The sequence below is a fragment of the Paenibacillus farraposensis genome, assembly GCF_020736845.1.
GTDB classification, from domain to species: Bacteria; Bacillota; Bacilli; order Paenibacillales; family Paenibacillaceae; genus Paenibacillus; species Paenibacillus farraposensis.
The window spans coordinates 401,567-423,772 of record NZ_JAFFQR010000064.1; the positions used below are offsets into that span (position 1 = coordinate 401,567).

The 22,206-nt window shown below is 48.1% G+C and carries 20 protein-coding genes; 2 read left to right on the top strand and 18 right to left on the bottom strand.

Going from position 1 to position 22,206, the window contains the following annotated elements; translation table 11 throughout:
• Positions 1-417: 417 nt before the first annotated feature.
• A complete protein-coding gene (locus JO375_RS11610; protein WP_229524616.1) occupies positions 418-1,440 on the top strand; it encodes a Na/Pi cotransporter family protein in 1,023 nt (340 codons plus the stop codon).
• On the opposite strand, the gene JO375_RS11615 is transcribed toward JO375_RS11610, so the two are convergent.
• From JO375_RS11615 to hrcA, 15 genes are all read right to left on the bottom strand, one after another.
• Positions 1,424-1,864 (bottom strand): NUDIX hydrolase, encoded by a 441-nt coding sequence (locus JO375_RS11615; RefSeq protein ID WP_229524617.1) that lies wholly within the window; start codon positions 1,862-1,864, stop codon positions 1,424-1,426. The genes JO375_RS11610 and JO375_RS11615 overlap by 17 nt on opposite strands.
• A gap of 104 nt (positions 1,865-1,968) precedes the next feature.
• Positions 1,969-3,312 carry a tRNA (N(6)-L-threonylcarbamoyladenosine(37)-C(2))-methylthiotransferase MtaB gene (gene mtaB, locus JO375_RS11620; RefSeq protein WP_229524618.1) on the bottom strand — a complete coding sequence of 448 codons (1,344 nt, stop codon included), beginning with the start codon at positions 3,310-3,312 and terminating at the stop codon, positions 1,969-1,971.
• A gap of 1 nt (position 3,313) precedes the next feature.
• On the bottom strand, positions 3,314-4,078 hold the full coding sequence (locus JO375_RS11625; RefSeq protein WP_229524619.1) for a 16S rRNA (uracil(1498)-N(3))-methyltransferase: 765 nt from the start codon (positions 4,076-4,078) through the stop codon (positions 3,314-3,316).
• Positions 4,079-4,202: 124 nt separating this feature from the next.
• The gene (locus JO375_RS11630) at positions 4,203-4,895 is read right to left on the bottom strand and encodes a site-2 protease family protein (protein ID WP_229524620.1); all 693 of its coding nucleotides are present in this window, start codon (positions 4,893-4,895) and stop codon (positions 4,203-4,205) included.
• 2 nt (positions 4,896-4,897) lie between these two features.
• Positions 4,898-5,863 carry a 50S ribosomal protein L11 methyltransferase gene (prmA, locus tag JO375_RS11635; protein ID WP_229524621.1) on the bottom strand — a complete coding sequence of 322 codons (966 nt, stop codon included), beginning with the start codon at positions 5,861-5,863 and terminating at the stop codon, positions 4,898-4,900.
• A 192-nt stretch (positions 5,864-6,055) separates the two neighbouring features.
• Positions 6,056-6,241: a YfhD family protein gene (locus tag JO375_RS11640; protein WP_229524622.1), complete on the bottom strand. Its 186-nt coding sequence runs from the start codon at positions 6,239-6,241 to the stop codon at positions 6,056-6,058.
• 24 nt (positions 6,242-6,265) lie between these two features.
• Positions 6,266-6,640, bottom strand: a complete 375-nt coding sequence (locus JO375_RS11645; protein WP_229524623.1) for a hypothetical protein — start codon at positions 6,638-6,640, stop codon at positions 6,266-6,268.
• 169 nt (positions 6,641-6,809) lie between these two features.
• On the bottom strand, positions 6,810-8,015 hold the full coding sequence (locus JO375_RS11650; RefSeq protein ID WP_229524624.1) for an NAD(P)-dependent malic enzyme: 1,206 nt from the start codon (positions 8,013-8,015) through the stop codon (positions 6,810-6,812).
• A gap of 66 nt (positions 8,016-8,081) precedes the next feature.
• Positions 8,082-9,425, bottom strand: coding sequence for a 2-hydroxycarboxylate transporter family protein (locus JO375_RS11655; protein WP_229524625.1), 1,344 nt, complete (start codon positions 9,423-9,425; stop codon positions 8,082-8,084).
• Between the two features lie 118 nt (positions 9,426-9,543).
• Complete coding sequence (dcuR, locus tag JO375_RS11660; protein ID WP_229524626.1) at positions 9,544-10,251, bottom strand: two-component system response regulator DcuR; 708 nt, start codon at positions 10,249-10,251, stop codon at positions 9,544-9,546.
• Positions 10,244-11,932: a DcuS/MalK family sensor histidine kinase gene (gene dcuS, locus JO375_RS11665; RefSeq protein ID WP_267497688.1), complete on the bottom strand. Its 1,689-nt coding sequence runs from the start codon at positions 11,930-11,932 to the stop codon at positions 10,244-10,246. Before dcuS ends, dcuR begins: the two co-directional genes overlap by 8 nt.
• A 177-nt stretch (positions 11,933-12,109) precedes the next feature.
• Positions 12,110-13,237 carry a molecular chaperone DnaJ gene (gene dnaJ / locus JO375_RS11670; RefSeq protein ID WP_229524628.1) on the bottom strand — a complete coding sequence of 376 codons (1,128 nt, stop codon included), beginning with the start codon at positions 13,235-13,237 and terminating at the stop codon, positions 12,110-12,112.
• A gap of 231 nt (positions 13,238-13,468) precedes the next feature.
• Entirely contained in the window at positions 13,469-15,313 is a 1,845-nt protein-coding gene (dnaK, locus tag JO375_RS11675; protein ID WP_229524629.1) for a molecular chaperone DnaK, read from the bottom strand.
• Between the two features lie 90 nt (positions 15,314-15,403).
• Complete coding sequence (grpE, locus tag JO375_RS11680) at positions 15,404-15,979, bottom strand: nucleotide exchange factor GrpE (protein WP_229524630.1); 576 nt, start codon at positions 15,977-15,979, stop codon at positions 15,404-15,406.
• A 121-nt stretch (positions 15,980-16,100) separates the two neighbouring features.
• Entirely contained in the window at positions 16,101-17,132 is a 1,032-nt protein-coding gene (hrcA, locus tag JO375_RS11685) for a heat-inducible transcriptional repressor HrcA (RefSeq protein WP_229524631.1), read from the bottom strand.
• A gap of 319 nt (positions 17,133-17,451) precedes the next feature.
• On the opposite strand from hrcA, the gene JO375_RS11690 reads away from it, so the two are divergent.
• The gene (locus JO375_RS11690) at positions 17,452-18,018 is read left to right on the top strand and encodes a hypothetical protein (protein ID WP_229524632.1); all 567 of its coding nucleotides are present in this window, start codon (positions 17,452-17,454) and stop codon (positions 18,016-18,018) included.
• 84 nt (positions 18,019-18,102) lie between these two features.
• Here JO375_RS11690 and JO375_RS11695 read toward each other — a convergent pair whose 3' ends face one another.
• From JO375_RS11695 to lepA, 3 genes are all read right to left on the bottom strand, one after another.
• Complete coding sequence (locus JO375_RS11695; protein WP_229524633.1) at positions 18,103-18,579, bottom strand: N-acetyltransferase; 477 nt, start codon at positions 18,577-18,579, stop codon at positions 18,103-18,105.
• A 172-nt stretch (positions 18,580-18,751) separates the two neighbouring features.
• A complete protein-coding gene (gene hemW, locus JO375_RS11700; protein ID WP_229524634.1) occupies positions 18,752-19,939 on the bottom strand; it encodes a radical SAM family heme chaperone HemW in 1,188 nt (395 codons plus the stop codon).
• Positions 19,940-20,353: 414 nt separating this feature from the next.
• A complete protein-coding gene (lepA, locus tag JO375_RS11705) occupies positions 20,354-22,168 on the bottom strand; it encodes a translation elongation factor 4 (RefSeq protein WP_229524635.1) in 1,815 nt (604 codons plus the stop codon).
• Positions 22,169-22,206 lie beyond the last annotated feature (38 nt).

The following is a 22,206-nucleotide window of genomic DNA, read 5'->3' on the forward strand; positions in this document are numbered from 1 at the left end:
TTCACTCCTATTCTTGGAATTACTCAAAGTGTTAAACGTTTGTTCGATAGGGGTACGGCTCCACGGTTCATTTGATCTTACGATCGCTGTTGCAACGGGATTCGTGAGAACCGCTCCGCTACTGCCTGCCTTATTATCGACGTCACATTTTAAACCTTGTGAAGATACTACAAAATTTTCGTTTTCCTAAAAAACAGCTCGGCCATGCTTGTCATGGTTGTCTTTAATAGATCATAGGCTGTTACAGAAGTGTGTCTTAGACGCGTTGACAACTCAGTAAATTTGCTTTGGGTCAAATTTTTCACTCCAGAAAAGACACCGAAGCAGCCTTAGTCTGGCTCTATTATACTTACGCAGCATCCAAACGTAGTATTGATTTTGATCACTTTCACCTAGAAAGAGAAAGGGGCTATGCCGGTGTTTGTACACGTAATTTTGCCGCTGTGCGGCGGGCTGCTTATTTTTTTGGGCGGAATGAAGCTGATGGAAGCAGCTCTCCGGCATTTGGCCAGCGCCTTCCTCACCCGCTGGCTGAACCGGGCCACCGTTTCCCCTTTGGGGGGCATGCTGTTCAGCTCCGTCATTACCGCCTTGCTGCAAAGCAGCACCGCCGTAACGGTGCTGACCATCGGGCTGGTCAATGCCGGCGTTTTAACTTACGGCCGCACGCTCGGCATTATCCTCGGCACCAATATCGGCACCTGCCTGACCACCGAGCTGATGGGGCTTCAACTGGGCAAGCTGGCTGTGCCGCTGTTATGCGGCTCCCTGCTATGCTGGAGCACCGCCGTCCTGTGGGGAGAAGCGGTCCCCGAGCGCCAGTATGTATCTGCCGGAGCTTCACCCGGCTCGGGTGGGCTTAGCCGCCCGCAGGCTGTACAATTTATCAGCCTCGTCTTTGCCGGATTTTCGCTGATTCTGGCCGGTATCCGTGTGATGCAAGCAGTCGGCCCCTGGATTGAGCAGGCCGGACTATTCCGCTGGTTTCTGGATCACGCTGCGGTCAACATGTGGTGGGCCTTCGCCGCCGGAGCCTGCCTGACCGCACTTGTCCACAGCAGCGCAGCCGTCATCGGCATGGCGATCAGCCTTGCGACCGCAGGCGCCTTGCCGGTCGATGTGGGGATCGCCATTGTTATCGGCTCCAATGTAGGCACCTGCGTAACCGCTTTGATCGCCGCTATTGGCGGCAGCGTATCCGGCCAATTTGTTGCCTGGTCCCATGTGCTGCTGAATGTAGGCGGGGCCTTGCTCTTTATGCCATTCATCCCCGGGCTGGAAATGGCGGCTGCCTGGATATCCGCTGAGCCCGGAGCCAAGGTAGCCCATGCCCAAACCCTGTTTAACGTGATCAGCTCCTTACTCGCTTTGCCTGTCTGCTATTTACCTTTATGGAAACATCTGGAGCAGCATATGTCTCTGTTTAAAATGAAACGTTAATTCCCAGCATAGCCAACGCCTTGCTCAGAATCACATCATTATTGTCATATCCACCCTGACGCTGAAGACCCCATGCTTCCTCGGGTGTATGCCATGCGACACCTTTAATTTCTTCGATCTGAGCCTGTAAAGTTCCATCCAGTGCCTCTACAAGGTAATAATGGACTTCTTTGTCCACTTCCCCAAATTCAGCATGCTGGTACGTATACGCAATCATATCCACATGCTGAATAATTCGCCCATTCAATCCTGTCTCCTCGCGAATTTCACGTAAAGCCGTTTGTTCAACCGTTTCTCCCGGCTCCATTTTGCCTTTAGCCAAGGATACCTTGCCATATCGGTCGGTAATCAGCTGGATTTCAAACCGATTCCCCTGTTTGCGATATACAACGCCGCCTGCGGAAATCTCCTTTTTTGCTGCCATCCTGTAATCTCCTTTCCTTGCGCAACAAGGATTCCGTCCTCTCTGTAAAGAAAGGCGAAATCCTTGTTAGCCATCACTATGGCCTGTTCAGGCTTTTTTTACTCTTAGAGGGCTGTTTGCAGCCCATTTTCCAGTATGCGGACCAATTGACCTTCGCTTTCATTCACGCCCGCTTTCGTCAGCTTCACGCGGCACACCTTGCCGACCAAATCCTGAGCACCTTCAAACACCAGTTGAATGTAATTGTCACTATAACCGTAGAGTAAGCCGCTATCTTCGGTCCCCTTCGGTGCAACCTCCGGAATGACCTCCAGCACCTGGCCTACAAACTTCTCGGCATATGCCAGCTGCATTTGCTCTGACAGCTCAATCAGCTCACGCACACGTGCATTTTTCACGTCCTCGTCCACCTGATCCTCCATACGCGCCGCTGGCGTTCCGCTACGCTTGGAGTACGGGAACACGTGCATTTCCGAAAAGCCGATTTTTTTCATCAGCTCATAGCCGTTGCGGAACATTTCGTCCGTTTCCCCAGGAAATCCGACAATCACGTCCGTTGTAATGGCTACATCCGGCATTGCTTTTCGAATCATAAGCATCTTGTTATAGAACTCGTCTGTCGTGTATTTGCGGCGCATCCGTTTCAGTACCGCGTCATCCCCTGCCTGAAGCGGTATGTGAAAATGACGAACCAACCTGGTGGAGCGTTGCAGCACATCAAGCATTTTATCGCCAATCTGACTGGCTTCAATCGAGCTGATACGGATACGCTCCAGTCCTTCCACCTTCTCCAGATCCCATAACAGATCGGCCAGGTCATAATTATCCATATCGTCACCATAACCCCCGGTATGGATACCTGTGAGTACGATTTCCTTGTAGCCAGCATGCACCAGTTGGCGAGCCTGGGCGACTATGCTCGCAGCATCGCGGCTGCGGGACAGACCGCGCGACCACGGAATGATGCAGAAAGTACAGAAGTTATTGCAGCCATCCTGAATTTTCAAGAACGCACGGGTGTGATGAGCAAAATCCGGCACATCCATTTCCTCAAACACACGAGTCTTCATAATATTACGCACAGCATTCACCGGCTGACGCGACTCTTGGATCTCCTTCACATATGGAATAATCTTGTCCCGATCCTGCGTACCAATAACGAGGTCGACACCTGGAATATCCATGATTTCGGCGGGAGAAGTCTGGGCATAACAGCCCGTTACGGCCACAATCGCATCCGGATTGCGGCGAATCGCGCGGCGAATAATCTGACGGCTCTTTTTATCGCCGGTATTCGTAACCGTACATGTATTGATCAAATAAACATCAGCAGTCTGCTCGTCAAAATCCACCTGCTCATAACCCTCTTTTTTGAACATCTGCCAGATTGCTTCTGTATCATAAAAGTTTACTTTACAGCCCAATGTGTAAAATGCCACTGATGGCATATTAAATCCCTCCCATTTCGCCTGCTTCATATAAAATGCATGCCAATGCAGCCATACCTGCGGTCTCTGCACGCAAAATACGTCTTCCCAGTCCTGTAGACTGCGCCCCGGCCTGCTCGGCCTCCTGACTCTCCGCTTCTGTGAAGCCGCCTTCCGGACCTACCACCAGCAGAACACGCGGCTTGTCTGCCGACGCCCATTGTCCTGCCAATGGCTGTATAACATCCCGTAACTGCCGTCCCTGCTCTTTTTCATAACAATAGCATATCAAATCATACCCCGCAAAAGAAGCCAGCAGCTCTTTCCACGTCATGGGTGCACTAATTTCCGGAATCCGATTACGGTGGCTCTGCTCAGCCGCTTCCTTCACAATCTTGCGCCAACGCTCCAGCCGTTTGCCTTCTTTTTTGGCATCATACTGTACGACTGTACGTTCAGACAAAAACGGCACAAAGCCCGCTGCTCCAATTTCTGTACATTTTTGCATCACCGTTTCCATCTTGTCTCCTTTAGGAAGACTTTGGGCGATGGTAACCTGCACATGCGGTTCAGAGGTCATCTCCAGCAGCTCGATGATCGTCGCCGTAACATGATCCTGCTCAATCGTATCCAGCGCAGCCAGCGCTTCTCTGGATACCCCGTCGCTGACTATAATTTTGTCACCGCTGCGGCCGCGCATAACTTTGGCGATATGCCGCGCATCCTCGCCCGCAACAATGACGTGATCTTCCAGAAACTGCTCTGCCGGAATAAAATAACGCTGCATTGTCTCTCACACCTATTCTGAAAATAACTAAACACCATCATATCATCTTTTACGCCTGTATGACCAGCCTGTTCCCTTTTCCATTCCTGTCATCTGGGACTGTTCTCGCAAAAAAAAGGAGCCCTCAGGCTCCAAATAATCCGGTAATGTAAAACGAAAACTGCAAAAACTGTAGATATATCATCTGGGCCAGCGTGTATAGAGGCTCAATCGTTACAGCCCGAACCTGCGGAATGACCAGTATCAACAGAAAAATAAAGATAGACCATTGCTCAAACTGCTGAAGTTTACGGCGCACGGGACTTGGAGCCACATCTTCCACAATCCGGTACCCATCTAGCGGTGGCAGTGGAATCAGATTAAAGATAAACAAAAACAGATTCAAATTGATCAGTGCATTGATAAGCAAATAGATCGCCTGAGCCACTCGCTGGTTCTCCATCGCCGGCAGCACCTGAAAATGAAGAAGCATGGCATAAATCAATGTGGTGACAAATGCAACCAACAGATTGCTCAGTGGACCGGCAGCCGAAACGATAATGCCCATCAGGCGCGGACGGCTAAAATTGTCCCGGTTAACCGGGACAGGCTTGGCCCAGCCAAAGCCTCCGATCAACAGCAGCAGCGTGCCCAGCAGATCAATGTGCGCAGCCGGATTTAAAGTCACGCGCCCAAGCAGCTTGGCTGTGGGATCGCCAAATTTATTGGCATAATACGCATGTGCAAACTCATGCACCGTAAACGATATGATCACAGCCAGCAAGTAAAATGGAAGAACATTTAAATTTACACGAAAAATCTGTTGTAAAAAATCCATGCTTACCTCTTTCTTGCCACAAACGCAAGCCAATCCTCATCCCGGCATACTTCGGCAATTTCAAAGCCGGCTGCTTTCAATGCGTTTTCGACAACCTCTTCTTTATTCTTCCAAATTCCTGACGCGATATAAGTACCGCCTGGCTCCAGCGCCTTATATACATCATCAATAAACAGTAAAATAATCTCGGCCAAAATATTAGCGACCACCAGCTTGACCGGCAGTTTAATCCCTAGCGTCGGATCGTCTGCATGCAGCACGGAGAGCAAATCGCTTTCTTTAATGGTTATGCGCTCCTCCAGTCCATTCAGACGCGTATTTTCACGCGCACTTGATACCGCTACCGGGTCCAGGTCCAAGGCAAGCACATGCTTCGCTCCCAGCTTTACAGCTCCAATCGCTAAAATACCGGAGCCTGTCCCGACATCAATAACTTCTTCTCCCCCCTGGATCACAGATTCCAGTGTTCTCAGGCAGAGGGATGTCGTAGGGTGCGTTCCGGTGCCAAAGGCCATCCCCGGGTCCAGCTCAATGATTTTTTCATCCTCGCTTGCAGGCTCGTAATCCTCCCAGGTTGGTTTGATCGTCAGACGCTCCGACACACGCAATGGCTTGAAATATTGTTTCCAGGCATTTGCCCAGTCATCCTCATTGACTGTTTTCAACTCATACCGTACCTCACCGGGGTCAATATCGAAGGTCTTTAACTCTTCGACCCGCGGCTCAATTTGTGCACGTATATTGTCCATATCCACATCTTCGGCAAAATAGCCTTTGATCACCGCTTGCCCTTCAGGAATGTCGTTCAAAGGGCGATCGTACCACTGCCCATAAGACGTATCCCGCGGTTTGTTGAGCGAACCGGATTCCTCAATGGAAACTCCGCCTGCACCTGCTTCGTGGAGAAAATTCGAAATCATTTCGACAGCTTCTTCACTTGTATGTATTGTAATTTCATTCCACAACATGGTTGGTCATTTCCTCCTCATTTCACATGCATACATTACATTGTACTATATACAGGCACATGAGTTCAAAAAGCTCGTATCATAGGTTAATGGAACAGTATATAGTGATGAACGAAACAAATAAATAAAAACAAATAAAACGAGCCATCCTATCATTTTGCTTCAATGATGAGGATAGCTCGTTTTTAGGTTTTAGTCGCTGTCGGTTATGATGCGCTGCTGACGGCGATCGGCTGCTTCACTCCGCCGGATCGCTTCCAGATCCTGAGCGTCTGCCTGCTCCGCCGAAAACTCGACATCCTCGTTTTTGGCAGCTTGCACGCGTTTGATTTTCTCGGTTTTGGTCAGCACTTTATCGAACCGTTTGTTTGTCGGCATCTGTCACAGCTCCTTCCAAGCTTTTCACAGCATTCCACCCGCTTGCTCCACAATAGACATCGCCTGATGGTGAATGGATTCGTCAACCACAGCAGTCAACAAAATATCGCGGCCCGTCGGTCCTCCCTGTCCCCCATCGCTCATTCCGCTGGCAGACGGATCAGCCGCAGCCAGTATCGCCGGACTAGCATCGGTAAAATCCACTCCCTGCGTTAGTGAGGACAAACTGGTAATCTTCCCTGAAAGTACAGGTAATCCAGCATTGCCTGTAGACTGTTGCGGATACCGGCTAAAACGGTCTATCGACACATCCGCCACCCGGAGAGCTTCCAGTTTTTTAGCCGCCTCCTGTGCTTCCTCGGGGCTTTTGAAATACGCCAAAATATTTTTTTCACTCATCCCCAAAAACTCCCTGTGTGATATTGAGCGCAAGCTTCTGTTCAAAAATGATACAGTGCGCGCTTTGCTATATCGTGCTCATTGGCACGAATTTATATTCCCCACAAGGCCGAGCGGGCAGATAGACCGAATGTAGTAGGCGTAACGTTAGGAATGCAGATTGTGAAAATTACGGCTTTTCAGGATGAAAGATACCTGCCGGTTTCTCTCCTGCTCTGGCTACTCCCGTTTCCCATGCAGCGCGAATGACAGCCTCCCGAACCTTTTGCACTACTTGTGGATTAAACACATTAGGTATGATATATGTTTCAGTCAGCTCTTCAGAGCTGATCGCATCAGCGATGGCAAGGCCGGCAGCCAGTTTCATTTCTTCATTAATCGTCGTGGCATGACAATCCAGCGCACCCCGGAAAATTCCCGGGAAACACAGCACATTGTTAATCTGATTTGGGAAATCGGAGCGGCCCGTAGCCAAAACCCGTACAAACGGCGCGGCTAAAGCCGGATCAATCTCAGGCTTCGGATTCGCCATGGCAAACACGATCGGATCAGCGGCCATGCTTTGAATATCCTCCACGGTCAACAAATCCGGGCCTGACACACCGATGAATACATCAGCTCCCACGATCACTTCGGATAAACTGCCTCTCAGATTATGAGGATTGGTCATATTGGCATACTCTGTCCAATGCGGGTTGCTGTATTCCACTCCACGATGAATGGCTCCTTGCCGATCAACACCAATCAGATTGCGCACACCCGCCTTGAGCAGCATACGAGAGCAAGCCATGCCAGCCGCACCGATACCCGCAAATACAACTTTGACATCCTCCATCTTTTTGCCGCATACCTTCAATGCATTGACCAAGCCGGCCAATACGACGACTGCTGTACCGTGCTGATCATCATGGAATATCGGAATGTCCAGTTCCTCTTTCAATCGTCGCTCAATCTCAAAACAGCGCGGCGAGGAGATATCCTCAAGATTAATGCCGCCAAAGGCAGGAGCGATCATTTTTACGATTTGAACAATTTCATCAGGGTCCTTGGTATTGAGACAGATTGGAAATGCATCCACGCCTGCAAATTGTTTGAACAGCACCGCCTTCCCTTCCATCACAGGCATCGCCGCCTCCGGTCCGATATCCCCTAATCCGAGCACCGCGGTTCCGTCCGATACGACGGCTACTGTATTTTTCTTGATTGTGAGCTGGTACGCTTTGGCCGGGTCGTTCGCAATTTCCATACAAATTTCAGCAACACCAGGCGTATAAACTTTGGATAACCCTTCCATCGATTCGATCGGCTTTTTCGGTAAGGTCTCCATTTTACCACCTGCATGCAATTCTCTGATTTCATCCAATAAACTACTCATATTTCTCTCCATCCTTTCAGGTCTGTATTTCTAGGCTATGACTTCTATGCTTAGAGATAAATCTCGTCAGCTCCATAATTTGAGTAACAAAGTTGCTAAAATGACCGTGGCTGCCCCGCCGATGCGGGTTGCAATTTGCGCGAAAGGCATCAGTTCCATCCGATTCGATGCAGACAAGATGGCTACATCCCCCGTACCTCCCAATCCGCCACGACAACTGGTTACTATTGCAGCTTCTACCGGGTACATGTTAATCCATTTTCCGGTAAAATACCCGGTAACAATGAGTGCAACCACGACAGATGCACAGGTAATCGCATAAGGAATCGTCAAAATCCCAACCACACTATCCAGAGGCACATATAAAATCCCCAGTCCTACCATCAATGGCCACGTCAGGCTTGCCGTAATGAATTTGTACAGATGAAAAGCTCCTGTTTCCAGTTGATTCGGCATGACTTGAACACATTTGACGATCGCCGCTGCCAAAATCATCAGAATCGGGCCTGGAATATGAAGATACGGCTCCAGCAGCTTGCCTACGATAAAGAAGGTACAGGCTAATAGCAACCCACCACCCATCAGTGGAAAAGAAATAGGTTGATCCAAACTTGTAGGAGCTAACTTCTTCTCTTCGTCGAGTTTCAGCAACTTCCCGTTACCAGAAGTACCCGGTTTCTTCTCTGCTAATCTCTTAAGAACACCCGCACCTATAATTGCAACGATGTTCCCGATGATGGCAGCCGGGATAAACTGGGATACGAATATCGCTGAATCTTTGCCCAAGACCAATCCATACGAAATGGACAACGGCAAAATTCCTTCCCCAATCCCGCCGGAGATAATGGGAATGATGATATAAAAGAACGTATGATAGGCACTGTATCCAAAAGCCATTCCTACGACCATACCAACGGCCACGGCTGCAATAGAGCCAATGATGATAGGGGCAAAGATTTTCACGATCCCGTTAATCAACATTTTACGATCCATACCAAGAATACTGCCGGTTACCAAACAAGCGATGTAGAAATACAGGAAATTCGAGGTCTTCATGAGCGTGTGTACCGCATCCATCGCGGACGGACTGAACATATTCCAAAATACCATCAACGATGGAACCATGAGCGACAAAATGGCCGGGCCACCAATATGCTTGAGCAACGGAAGTTTGAGCCCCAGCTCACTGAACAATATGCCCAAAATCATGATGACGGCGAATCCGCCCAGCATATCGTTCGGAAGTTTTTGTGTAACCGCAGCTAAATATATAACCAGCGCGATCACGACGTAAAGCGGAAGTGGAATCACCCCGAGTTTTATCTTGCCTAGCATCTTGATTGCTTCTACAGGATTTTTATGCCATTTTTGTTCCTTTTGAATGACAGTCTGGTTTGTTGTGTTTTCCATAAAGCTCCCTCCTTGTGTTAAGAACGATGATCATAGTTTCATTCTACACCTTGGAAAACGCTTTATTTGGTTTTAAAATTAATAATGTACTTTTGTAACTAAAGTAATCAAAAAGAGCCTAAATCATAACCGCCATAATTTCTTCTGCCTGCGGCAAAATACGATATTGGTAAACAGGTCGTCCGATCGTACCATAAATGGTTTCCATGGCAAGCACTTCGATCTCCGTCAAAAAAGTCAGGTATTTGCGCATAGACACTCTGGATATTCCTGCCAGCTCTGCAATATCCTCAGTGGAGAACAGCATCGCTTCATGCTGCCGAATACAATTCCAGATCATGGCCAGCGTTGACTTGGTTACCCCTTTGGGCAAGCGGGCGTAATCCTTGGTCTGGCTTTTATGATACAGGAGACGATCCAGCTCTTCCTGTGACAGCAAGCTGTGTTCACGTACGATACTGATGTGCTCCCGGTAACCTGTAAGGGCCTCCAGAAAGCGATTAAAGTGGAACGGCTTAATCACATAATCGACCGCGCCGAAATTCATCGCTTTTTTGACACTGTTCATATCGCTTGCAGCCGAAATGACAATGACATCCACATTTACTCCTGTCTCTCGTATGAATGACAGTAAATCAAGGCCATTGCTTTCCTGCATATACACATCCAGTAAAATCAGATCAACGGCTCGTTCCGTCAAAAGCTTTTTGGCCTCTTCCACAGAAGAAGCCCAGCCTATACATTGAAAACCCTCTACCTGCTCCATATATTTACGGTTAAATTCCGCAACCATCGGATCATCTTCCACAATTAGGACATTAATCATGTTCATCATTCCTCGTTATCATATATGGAATCGTAATCTGAAAACAGCACCCCTGCTCGGCTGGTATCAGTTCTACACTCCCCTGTAATCTTTTCACGCTTTCCGCCACCAGATAAAGCCCCATTCCCCGTGACTCTCCCTTGGTGGAAAATCCTTTTTCAAATACCGTCCTTGCAATCTCTTCCGGTATACCCGTGCCATTGTCACGCATGATGCAGGTCAAACTTCCGCTCTTTTCATGCTCCTCATAATAAAGCGAAAGAGTAATTCGCTTGTTCTGCAGAGACTCCATCGCCTCCACTGCATTATCAAACAAATTGCCAAGAATCGTAATCAATTCATGTATGGTCTGGGTCTGACTCGATTCAGGCAAGTAACTGCCCGCAGTCAGTTCAAAATTCACCCCGACCTCTCTGGCCCGGCTTAATTTTCCCAACACAAAGCCCGCCATTACAGGGTCTCTGATCTGCCGGGTAATCGAGCCAATCTCCACCTGATGGTGCTCGACGGCACCCATAATGTAATGCTCCAGTTTCTCGTACATCCGCAGATGTACCATCCCCATAATAACATGCAGCTTGTTCATAAATTCATGAGCTTGTGCTCGCAGTGCTTCCGTATACAAAGACACTCCGGTCAAACGCTCGGCAAGCTGCTTCATTTCCGTTTTATCCCGAAAGGTAACAATCGCTCCTACGATTTCCCCTTTTACCCGGATCGGAACACTGGTCGTGAGCAGGGTTATTCCCCCCAGCTCCATTTCTTCATCCATGTGTGGCGTGCTTGCCTTGAGAACTTCTTGCAATCGGAAAGCGGATAAATATGCGGTAATTTCCTGTCCAGGGAACGAAAAATCCTCGATTCCCGCTTGTCTTAACAAGCGAATCGCTTCTGCATTCATGAGCATGACACGACCGGATTCATCCACCGCAATGACTCCTTCCTTTATGGACTGCAGCATGGCACTGCGTTCCTCCAGCAAGCGTGCGATTTCCGGCGGCTCCAGGCCGGCCAGCATATTTTTGATTTTGCGAGCCAGTATAACTGCCCCTCCAGTACCGATTAACATTCCGATGGCGATAGCGATCACAATAAGCCGGTAATTACCCTCCTGGGCTCTCAATACATCTTGCATGGATATACCAACGACAATAGCTCCCAACTGCTTGTCCGTCGAGCTGAATACGGGAGAAAAGGCACGCATGGACAAGCCCAGGGTTCCCTTGGCAACAGACACACTCTCATGACCATGAAGTGCAATATATTCATCCCCGCCAACAAAGGCTTTGCCGATCATCCTGGCATCCGGGTGCGTTTTACGAATGCCTTTCATGTCCATAACGACGATAAACTGAACATGATTAGCAGTTGAAACTTTCTGCACATACTCCTGCAAGATGGTAGACGAGCCGGGTTGTTTCAGTTGCTCAACAATAAGTGGCATATGGGCAAGCGTACGTGCAATGGACATGGCCTTCTGTTCCAGCCCCGCCTCGGTTTCGTGCTCAACTCTGTCCGCAAATAACAGGGTTACTGGCAGCAACACAAGGGCCATCACGAGACAAACCAGGAGCGTAATCAGTCTTCTCAGTTTGATTTGCGGTTTCCCCCGGCCCCGGCGTAGCCTTAGTTGTGGAATTTCGATGGAACTCGCCCCTTTCTGCTTGAGATTAAGCACCATAGTTCAAATGCGATTATGCAAAAATGGATATGTATGTGTTTACGTAAATCCGTATAGCTACAACTTCATTTCGTTTTAATACTCAATTCTGATCCGGAATAAAAAATGGAACTACTCCGCCATTGCGGAATAGTCCCCTCGGATTCCTGATTGAAGCTCCGCCATTCTAATCCCGGATCAGTCGCCTCGGAAGGCGCGCTTCATACGGTCAAAAAAGGATTGCTCATTCTCGTGCGTCTGCTCTCCACTAAGCGCAGAGAATTGGCGCAGGAGATCCTTTTGCTCCTCGCTCAGCTTGCTAGGGGTCACCACGACTACTTTAATATGCTGGTCACCCTGGCCTACGCCGCGCAGCTTAGGTACACCTTTGCCTTTAAGACGGAAATAAGTCCCCGTCTGTGTACCCGCTGGAACCTTCAGCTTCACTTTCTCAGTCAGCGTCGGAATTTCAACTTCATCGCCCAATGCCGCCTGCGAGAATGTCAGCGGAATTTCACAGTAGATATCGTCTCCTTCACGCTCGAAGAAGTCATGCGACTTCACACGGAACACGACGTACAGGTCACCTGCTGGCCCTCCGTTGATACCGCCTTCGCCCTCACCGTTGATGCGCATTTGAGAGCCATCGTCCACACCCGCCGGAATACGGATATGAATTTTACGCTGCTTGCGGATACGGCCAGAGCCGCTGCACGTTGTACATTTTTCTTTGATAATCTTTCCGGAGCCGCCGCAATTAGAACAAGCGCGACGATTCACCATACGGCCAAACGGTGTATTCTGCACCACTTCTTCCTGTCCGCTGCCATGGCAGACCGAGCAGGTCTGTGGCTTGGTGCCCGCTTTGGCTCCCGTACCGTGACACGTATCACATGTTTCCGTACGTCCAATATGAATGTCGGTTTCCTTCCCGAACACGGCTTCCTTGAACTCAATCGTCATTGTGTATTGAAGGTCGTTCCCACGCTGCGGCGCATTCGGGTCGCGCCGGCCGTTGCCGCCACCTCCAAAAAACATATCAAAAATATCGCCAAATCCGCCACCGAAGTCGGCTCCGCCGAAGCCGCCTCCCATGCCCTGGTTCGGGTCTACATGACCGTATTGGTCGTATCTTGCCCGCTTCTGACCATCGCTGAGAACGTCATAAGCCTCTTTTACTTCTTTGAATTTACTTTCCGCGTCCGCAGCCTTGTTCACGTCTGGATGATACTGACGCGCAAGCTTGCGGTAAGCCTTTTTAACTTCTTCATCCGAAGCGCCCTTCGAGACGCCCAGCACCTCATAATAATCACGCTTATCAGCCAATGTTCCACCCCCATGCCTACAACGTCTGTACTACATATAAAAGGAAAGCCAAAGGCACGGGATGACCCGGCTCTGACCTTCCCATCATTTCAAGGCAGTACAACCCGCAATATGCTTATTTATCCTGAGAATAACGTTCACTCTTAGGCTAATCGTTATTTATCAAGGCAGCTGCGCTGCTAAATACGCTTCAGTGTATTATAACGCACCGATGTACCGCAATGCCACTGCTTAGTCTTTTTCCTCGTCTTCATTAACGACTTCATAGTCTGCGTCAACTACATTGTCGCGACCTTTGCTGTCTGCTGCACCATTTTGAGCTTCTTGAGCCTGTGCCGCTTGAGCAGCTTGCTCGTACAGTTTTACAGACAATTGCTGAACAATTTCAGTCAGCTCTTCGGTAGCCTTTTTGATGTCTTCCAGGTTGTCAGTTTCCAGTGCTTTTTGCAGCTTTTCTTTAGCCGCATTTGCTTTTTCGACTTCACCTGCATCTGCTTTTTCGCCCAGATCTTTAATCGTTTTGTCTACGGAATAGACCAGTTGGTCTGCAGCGTTTTTCGCTTCTACCAGTTCTTTGCGTTTTTTATCTTCTTCCGCATGCAGCTCGGCATCCTTCATCATACGTTCAACTTCCTCGTCACTCAAGCCGCTGGAAGATGTGATCGTAATCTTTTGGCTCTTGCCTGTTCCTTTATCCGTAGCAGATACATTCACGATACCGTTGGCATCCAGATCGAAGGTAACTTCGATTTGCGGTACGCCACGCGGAGCTGGAGGGATATCTCCGAGTTGGAAACGACCCAGCGTTTTGTTGCCTGCTGCCATTTCACGCTCACCTTGCAGTACGTGAATTTCTACGCTAGGCTGATTGTCGGCATACGTCGAGAATACCTGCGATTTGCTTGTAGGGATTGTTGTGTTGCGCTCAATCATTTTAGTGAATACGCCACCTGCGGTTTCAATACCCAGGGACAATGGAGTTACGTCGAGAAGGACGACGTCTTTCACATCACCTGTCAATACGCCCGCTTGAACTGCCGCACCCAGAGCTACCACTTCATCAGGATTTACGCCTTTATGAGGCTCTTTGCCCGTCAGTTTTTTGATTGCTTCCTGTACTGCCGGAATACGTGTGGAACCGCCGACCAGAACGATTTTGTCGATATCGCTGGCACTCATACCTGCATCCTTCATCGCCTGACGAGTAGGTCCCAAAGTACGTTCTACCAGACCCTCAGACAGTTCTTCAAATTTCGCACGAGTCAGGTTCAACTCCAAGTGCTGTGGAACGCCATCAACAACAGTAATGAACGGCAGGGAAATTGTCGTTGTCAGGACACCGGACAGCTCTTTTTTCGCTTTTTCCGCTGCGTCTTTCAGACGTTGTACGGCAGCTTTATCTTTGCTCAGATCAATACCTTGATCTTTTTTGAACTCATTTACGAGATGGTCAATGATCACTTGGTCAAAGTCATCACCGCCCAGCTTGTTATCACCGCTGGTTGCTTTAACTTCGAAGAAACCATCGCCCAGTTCCAGAATGGATACGTCGAATGTACCGCCACCCAAGTCATACACGAGGATCGTTTGGTCTTCGGACTTTTCCATACCATATGCCAATGCAGCCGCTGTTGGCTCGTTGACAATACGCAGAACTTCCAGACCTGCGATTTTACCTGCATCCTTGGTTGCTTGACGTTGGCTGTCATTGAAGTATGCCGGAACCGTAATAACTGCTTGAGTTACCGGTTGTCCCAGGTAAGCTTCCGCATCGGATTTCAGCTTTTGCAAAATCATAGCGGAGATTTCCTGTGGGGAAAACTCCTTGCCATCGATGCTTTCTTTATGGTTTGTGCCCATGTGGCGCTTGATGGAGATGATGGTACGATCCGGGTTCGTGATCGCTTGGCGTTTAGCCGTTTCCCCTACAATACGTTCTCCATCTTTTTTGAAGCCAACAACGGAAGGGGTTGTGCGCGCGCCTTCCGGATTTGGAATGACGACAGCTTCGCCGCCTTCCATAACAGCCACACAAGAGTTGGTTGTACCTAAGTCAATACCGATTACTTTGCTCATCGGACAATTCCTCCTTCTGCATATACGAGGCCCTCAGGCCATAGTGGTTGAATTCCATTTTATGTGTTTGTTCAATGTATATCGAAAAAGCTACATGCTTACTTTTACCATAGCCGGACGAAGTACCTTGTCCTTCAGCATGTACCCTTTTTGCACCTCTTCAACGACGATGCCTTCCTCATGCTCTTCGCTTTCCACCTGCATAATGGCCTGATGGAATTCGGGGTTAAACGGTTGACCTACCGCATTCATGGCCGTTACTCCCTCAGCTTGAAGCACGCTCTCAAACTGGCGGAAGATCATCTCTACGCCTTTGGCGAATGACTCGGATTCTGCTCCCTGCTGTGCTGTTGACAGCGCACGCTCGAAGTTATCGAGAACAGGTACCAGCTCGGTGACCAGCTTCATGGACGCATATTTAGCAAGTTCTTCTTTCTCTTTTAACGTGCGGCGACGGAAATTATCAAAATCCGCCTGCGCGCGCAAAAGCCGCTGTTGATGCTCCTCAGCCTCCGCACGAAGCTTCGCTACCTCAGTGTCTTCTTCCTGGGCTTCCGGTGCTGCCGTTTCATTCACCGGCTCTTCCTGCTCCTGGATCGTCTCAGCAGCTTCCTCTGTGCTTACATTTTGTTGTGTCTCTTCTTGGAACGCTTGTTCTTCCTTCAAAATGTTTCACCTCCTTCAAGTCATAACTACCCTTACAAAAACACGCAGCAACGCATCCGCGCAGAATACAGGCCGTATCCCGGCGCGGAGCATGCAGAACTGCAAACTGCGCGTACTTGTTCTATTTAAACCGCTGCGTAAGCATTGCGGTCAAATCCTTAGACAGGATATCCAAAATGTTAATAACTCTCGCATATTCCATCCGTGTAGGCCCCAGTATCCCTATGGTACCCAATGCTTCCCCATCTATCGCATACGTAGCCGTGATCAGACTGCAATTAGCAAACGCCTCATGATCATTTTCCGTGCCAATGCGCACTTGCATCTCAGGCGCTCCGGGAACAGGTGTCATCAGCTTAAGCAGCGTTGGAGTTTCCTCCAGCAGATCAAGAATATGTTTAACCTTTTCTACATCTTTAAATTCAGGCTGATTGAGCATGTTCGTTGCACCGCTCAAATATAAGCGCTGATCCGAATCATTATCCAGTACTTTATCCAATATGTTCATAGCGTCTTCATAATGAGAAACATGCTTCTCCATTTCCTGTCCAAGTGCGGTGTAAAGACGTGATTTAAGCTGATAAATCGGTACGCCGACCAGCTTGCTGTTCAGCAAATTCACAACCTTCTCCATCTCGGATATGGAAACTCCCGGCGGAATATCCACCATCTTGTTTTCCACCTGACCAGTATTGGTCACAATAATCGCCACAGCCGTCGTTTCGTTGAGCGGCAACAGCTGAAAATGACGCAATGAAGTATGAAAAACCTCCGGCCCAAGCAGGATGGAAGTATAATTCGTCATATGGGATAAAATGCTTGACGCATGCTGGATCACTTGCTCCATTACATTTAGCTTCTTGGCGTAAAAGGCTCTTAGTTCCCGCATTTCCACAGGCTTCAGCGTATTGAGCGGCACCAGATGGTCCACATAATAGCGATAGCCTTTATGAGACGGGATGCGTCCTGCAGAAGTGTGGGGCTGCTCCAGATAGCCTTGTTCCTCCAAATCCGACATTTCATTGCGAATCGTGGCGGGGCTGAATCCGACATCCTGCCTTTTGGATATGCTGCGGGAACCCACTGGCTCAGCCGAACGAATGTAGTCATCAATAATGGCATTCAAAATGAGTCTCTGACGTTCGGTTAACAAGCGAATCCCCCCTTGTTGTTATCCATAATCGCCTGATTGTAAACCGGAATCATTAGCACTCGTTCGCGTTGAGTGCTAACCGATAATACAAAAATACCAAACGGACCTGATCATTGTCAAGTCGGTTCAGTATTTTCAATAAACGAGATTTATTGCAACTGTTTGGATTACAGCAATGAATACAGCCTGTTCACACTTTTTCAGAGGAGGTCTTCACATTATTGGTGTCAGAGCCGTTTTATTTTATAGAGGTTTCGAAAAAGTAGAACTTGTCTCTATACTACAATAAATTTCACTGTGCTTTGAGGAGGAATTGGATTTGAGATCTAATCGCCGTAATCTGATATACGCCCTGATCGCAATTTTACCTACACTCTTTATGTTTCACATCTTGATTACGCTGTTTCCATACACAGGGCTAGGCAGAATCCTTGTTTTGCCACTTGTTTTCATTCTGAACGCTGTCCTCATCATTTCAGTCATCTATTTAATTCGTAAATTAAGGCCCCTGTGTTATACCTTGATTTTGTTGCCTTCTATACTTTTAAGCATATGGAACACCATCTACTTCTACCCGCAGGAATTCAGTCCAAGCATTCCCAGACAAATAAGCTATAGTGTTTCAGCTATAAATCATTACGATGATTTAACCATGGTCGACTGGGAGGGATACACGTTTACCGCAAATGGAAACGGCGAATCCGAAAGATATGTAGCAGCCTTGTATAAATACAAACACCAAGTTCCATTAGACGGCTCTTTATACTTTTATAATGACACTGATTTTCATAAAGACAGTCCCATAAAGAGTTTGGATGGAATTCCTCCTGAACTGGATCCTCATCATCAATTCATTTGGTGGTTGCTCAAAACGTTAAACAAATGAGCATGAATAGACAATGTAAGCTATATAAACACAGCACATCATTACGTTCTAACGAAAAAAAGAACTAACCTCATTGCTTACAGGTTAGTTCAGTATTTTCAGCACTGCGATTTCATCACAGTTATTCTGTTTGCTACAGTGAATGCAATCGGTCCATACCTTTTCAGGGAAAATCCCTTTGTTTACGACATCAAAACCATTTTTTATAAAAAAGGAAACCTCATAGGTCAAAGCCATAATTTTAGGGATACGCTGTCGCCGTGCTTCTATAATAAGGCCCTCTACGAGCTTGGAGCCAATGCCCATTCCTTTATATCCCTCAGAGATACCAAGGGAACGAATCTCTACCAAATCAGCGCCCAATTTGCATAAAGAACCACAACCGACGACTTCACCGCCCACTTCTGCGACAATAAACAGCTCCAGTTGGCGCGTAAGCACTTCCCTTGAACGTGGCAGCATAATCCCTCGCTCCGCATAGCCGCTAATCATTTGATATAAAGGCTCCACATCTTCAGGAACCGCACTTCTGCACAATACATCTTTACACACCGAAGCCATCTTGCTCTCCTCCTGCCGCTTGTCGCATATTTTGAATAAATATACAACATAGCGCATAGAATTGCAATACGTCATTTACCTTGCTGTGGCAGAATGGTGTTATCAATGGAATGTTCCCGCTTGTGAAGTTGAAACGTGCTGTATTGAAGCTTACCTTTATGAACTTATGGACCTATGAATTTACCGTTATGGAGCCGATGAACTCTGCAAATACATCATTTCCGAATAAAATGCCGCGTTCACTCAAACGATAACCGTCCTGAGTCGCTTCGATTAACCCCGCATTCAGCATTTTGCCGAGAGGGACTGTAAACATATCTTCCAGCGGGTGACCAAATTGAGCTTCAAAGCGAGACTTGGAGACACCCTCCAGCATTCTCAAGCCTACCATAAGAAAATCCTCCATGGCCTCCGCTGCCGGTACTTCACAGCTGTCCAGACGCGGCAAACCATTACGAGTCGCCTCTACGTATGGAGTGATGCCCTTAATGTTCATATGACGCTCTCTGGTCACATATCCATGCGCCCCTGCTCCGAGGCCGTAATAGTCCTCATTGCGCCAATAGGTCATATTGTGCTTGCTCCCCATACCAGGTTTTGCAAAATTGCTGATCTCGTATTGCTCATATCCCGCTTCTTTCATGCGGCGCATAAGCAGCAAGTACATTTCAAGTTCATCGTCCTCATGTGGAAGCGGAAGCTGATTTTTCTGGTATAGCGTATGGAAAAGCGTATTTTCTTCAACCTTTAAGCTATAGATGGAGTAATGAGGCAGCCCCAACTCCAGCGCTCTACTGACGCTCTCATTCAGCATATCCACGGTTTGGTTCGGCAATCCGAACATCAGGTCAATCGACAGATTATCCAATCCGGCCTTACGTGCATTTTCTATGCTACGATAGACGTCATCTGTATTATGAATACGGCCAATGCCTGTTAGCAGCTCATTTTGAAAAGCCTGTACTCCAAAGCTGAGCCGATTGACACCACCCTCTTTCATCACGGAGAGTTTTTCATAATCCGTTGTACCCGGGTTGGCTTCCATGGAAAATTCAATATCCTCTGACCAGTTGGGGAAGTAGGTACGGATGCTTTTCAGGAAATATTCCATTTCTTTCGGATTCAGCGTTGTTGGCGTACCACCCCCGACAAAAATGGTTTTAATTTGTCCTGGAGGGTGAAGCTTGACCGTATGTTCCATCTCCCGTTCCAGTGCATACAGATATTCCATAACAGGCTGATCCTTGAGCACATAAGAGTTGAAATCACAGTAAAAGCATTTATTCGTGCAAAAAGGGATATGCAGGTAAACCGCTTGAGGCGCGGGTGAATGTTCATGTTTGTGTATGGATGCGGTCATACCGATCCTCCTTGTCAATTCAGAGTGTGTGACGAAAAAATGGTCTGATCAGGGGGAGACCGCTCGTGGATGAATCATTCTTCCGATCGCTGTTGCCCCCGGATTTTTTCATTATAAATTCCTTAAAAGGTTAAAATCTCGGGGCAAATGCGAACGCTAACGCTTCTTCAGAACGAATCCACCTACTCCGCTGCTGCCCACCGTTAAATAAAGAACGTCCATTCCCCATGCACGGCAATGGCCACATGAAAGAATGGACGAATACCGCCTGTGAACAAGCGGACCGTAATCCTTGGGGGCGACACAAAAGCGGTTTCCTCCAAGGTGTTACAGAATAACTATACCCGCATTTCATTCATACACACATTCCGTGATGTACCGAATCAATACGGTGCTGCTTTGTTCCAAGCAGCTTTACTCATCTATTTTAAGCACCGCCATAAATGCTTCCTGCGGCACTTCTACATTACCAACCTGCTTCATGCGTTTCTTGCCCTCTTTTTGCTTCTCAAGCAGCTTCCGTTTACGGGAAATGTCGCCGCCATAACATTTGGCCAGGACGTTTTTACGCATCGCCTTAACGGTTTCACGCGCAACAACCTTTGTTCCGACAGATGCCTGAATCGGCACCTCGAACATTTGACGTGGAATGAGCTCGCGCAGCTTCTCACAAATGATACGTCCGCGGTGATATGCCCGATCCCGATGCACGATGAATGACAGCGCATCGACCTGCTCGCCATTCAGGAGAATATCCATTTTCACCAGATTGGACTGGCGATAGCCTGAAATCTCATAATCAAAGGAAGCGTAGCCTTTGGTGCTGGATTTAAGCTGATCGAAGAAATCATACACGATTTCAGACAACGGAATTTGGTACGTAATCGTTACCCGTGTTGTATCCAGGTACTCCATGTTCACGTACTCACCGCGCTTGGTCTGGCAAAGCTCCATGACTGTACCTACGTAATCATTAGGCACGATGATACCTGCCTTTACATACGGCTCTTGTACATGCTCAATCCGTCCTACTTCCGGGTAGTTGGATGGATTATCAATTTCAAGCGTTTCGCCGTTGGTCAATTGCACGCGGTAAATAACACTTGGTGCTGTTGTAATCAGCGGAATATTGAATTCACGCTCGATACGTTCCTGAATGACATCCATATGAAGAAGTCCAAGGAAACCGCAGCGGAAACCAAAGCCCAGCGCACTTGATGTTTCGGGTTCAAAGCTTAGCGAAGCATCATTCAGTTGAAGCTTTTCCAGCGCTTCACGCAGATCGTTATACTCCGATGTCTCAATCGGATACAGACCGCAATATACCATCGGATTGATTTTCCGATAGCCTGGCATCGGCTCTGATGCCGGATTTTTTGCATCTGTAACCGTATCCCCGACACGGGTATCGCCTACATGCTTGATTCCGGCAACGATAAAACCAACATCACCGACATTCAGTTCGTTCACGATCGTCATGCGGGGCATAAAGGCTCCAACCTCAATGACCTCAAACGTTTTGTCAGTCGCCATCATCTTGATCTTCGAACCTGCACGGATACTGCCATCTACTACACGCACATATACGATAACGCCTTTATATGGATCATAATGCGAATCAAAAATAAGCGCCTTGAGCGGATGATCCGGATTACCTTGCGGAGCAGGCACACTTCTGACCACCTGTTCCAAAATTTCCTTGATACCGATTCCAGCCTTGGCAGAAGCATGTACCGTTTCACTGGTATCCAGGCCAATCACATCCTCAATCTCCTGCTTTACCCGTTCAGGGTCAGCACTCGGCAGATCAATTTTGTTAAGCACCGGCAATATTTCCAGATTGTTGTCGAGCGCCAAATAAACGTTGGCCAATGTCTGCGCCTCGATCCCCTGCGCTGCGTCTACTACCAGCAATGCGCCTTCGCAGGCTGCCAAACTACGGGATACCTCATACGTAAAATCGACGTGTCCCGGTGTATCAATCAAATTCAAAATATACTCTTCGCCGTCATCGGCCTTATAAGTGAGTCGTACTGCCTGGAGCTTGATCGTAATGCCGCGCTCCCGCTCCAGCTCCATCTGGTCAAGCACTTGCTCCTGCATTTCACGAGAAGTAAGTGCGCCGGTGTATTCCAGAATCCGGTCAGCCAGCGTGGATTTACCATGGTCTATATGTGCAATGATACTAAAGTTCCGAATTTTACGTTGTCTTGCCAAAATGTCAGTCATGCCTATGCCTTACCCCCACACAATGCCTAGTGTCAATC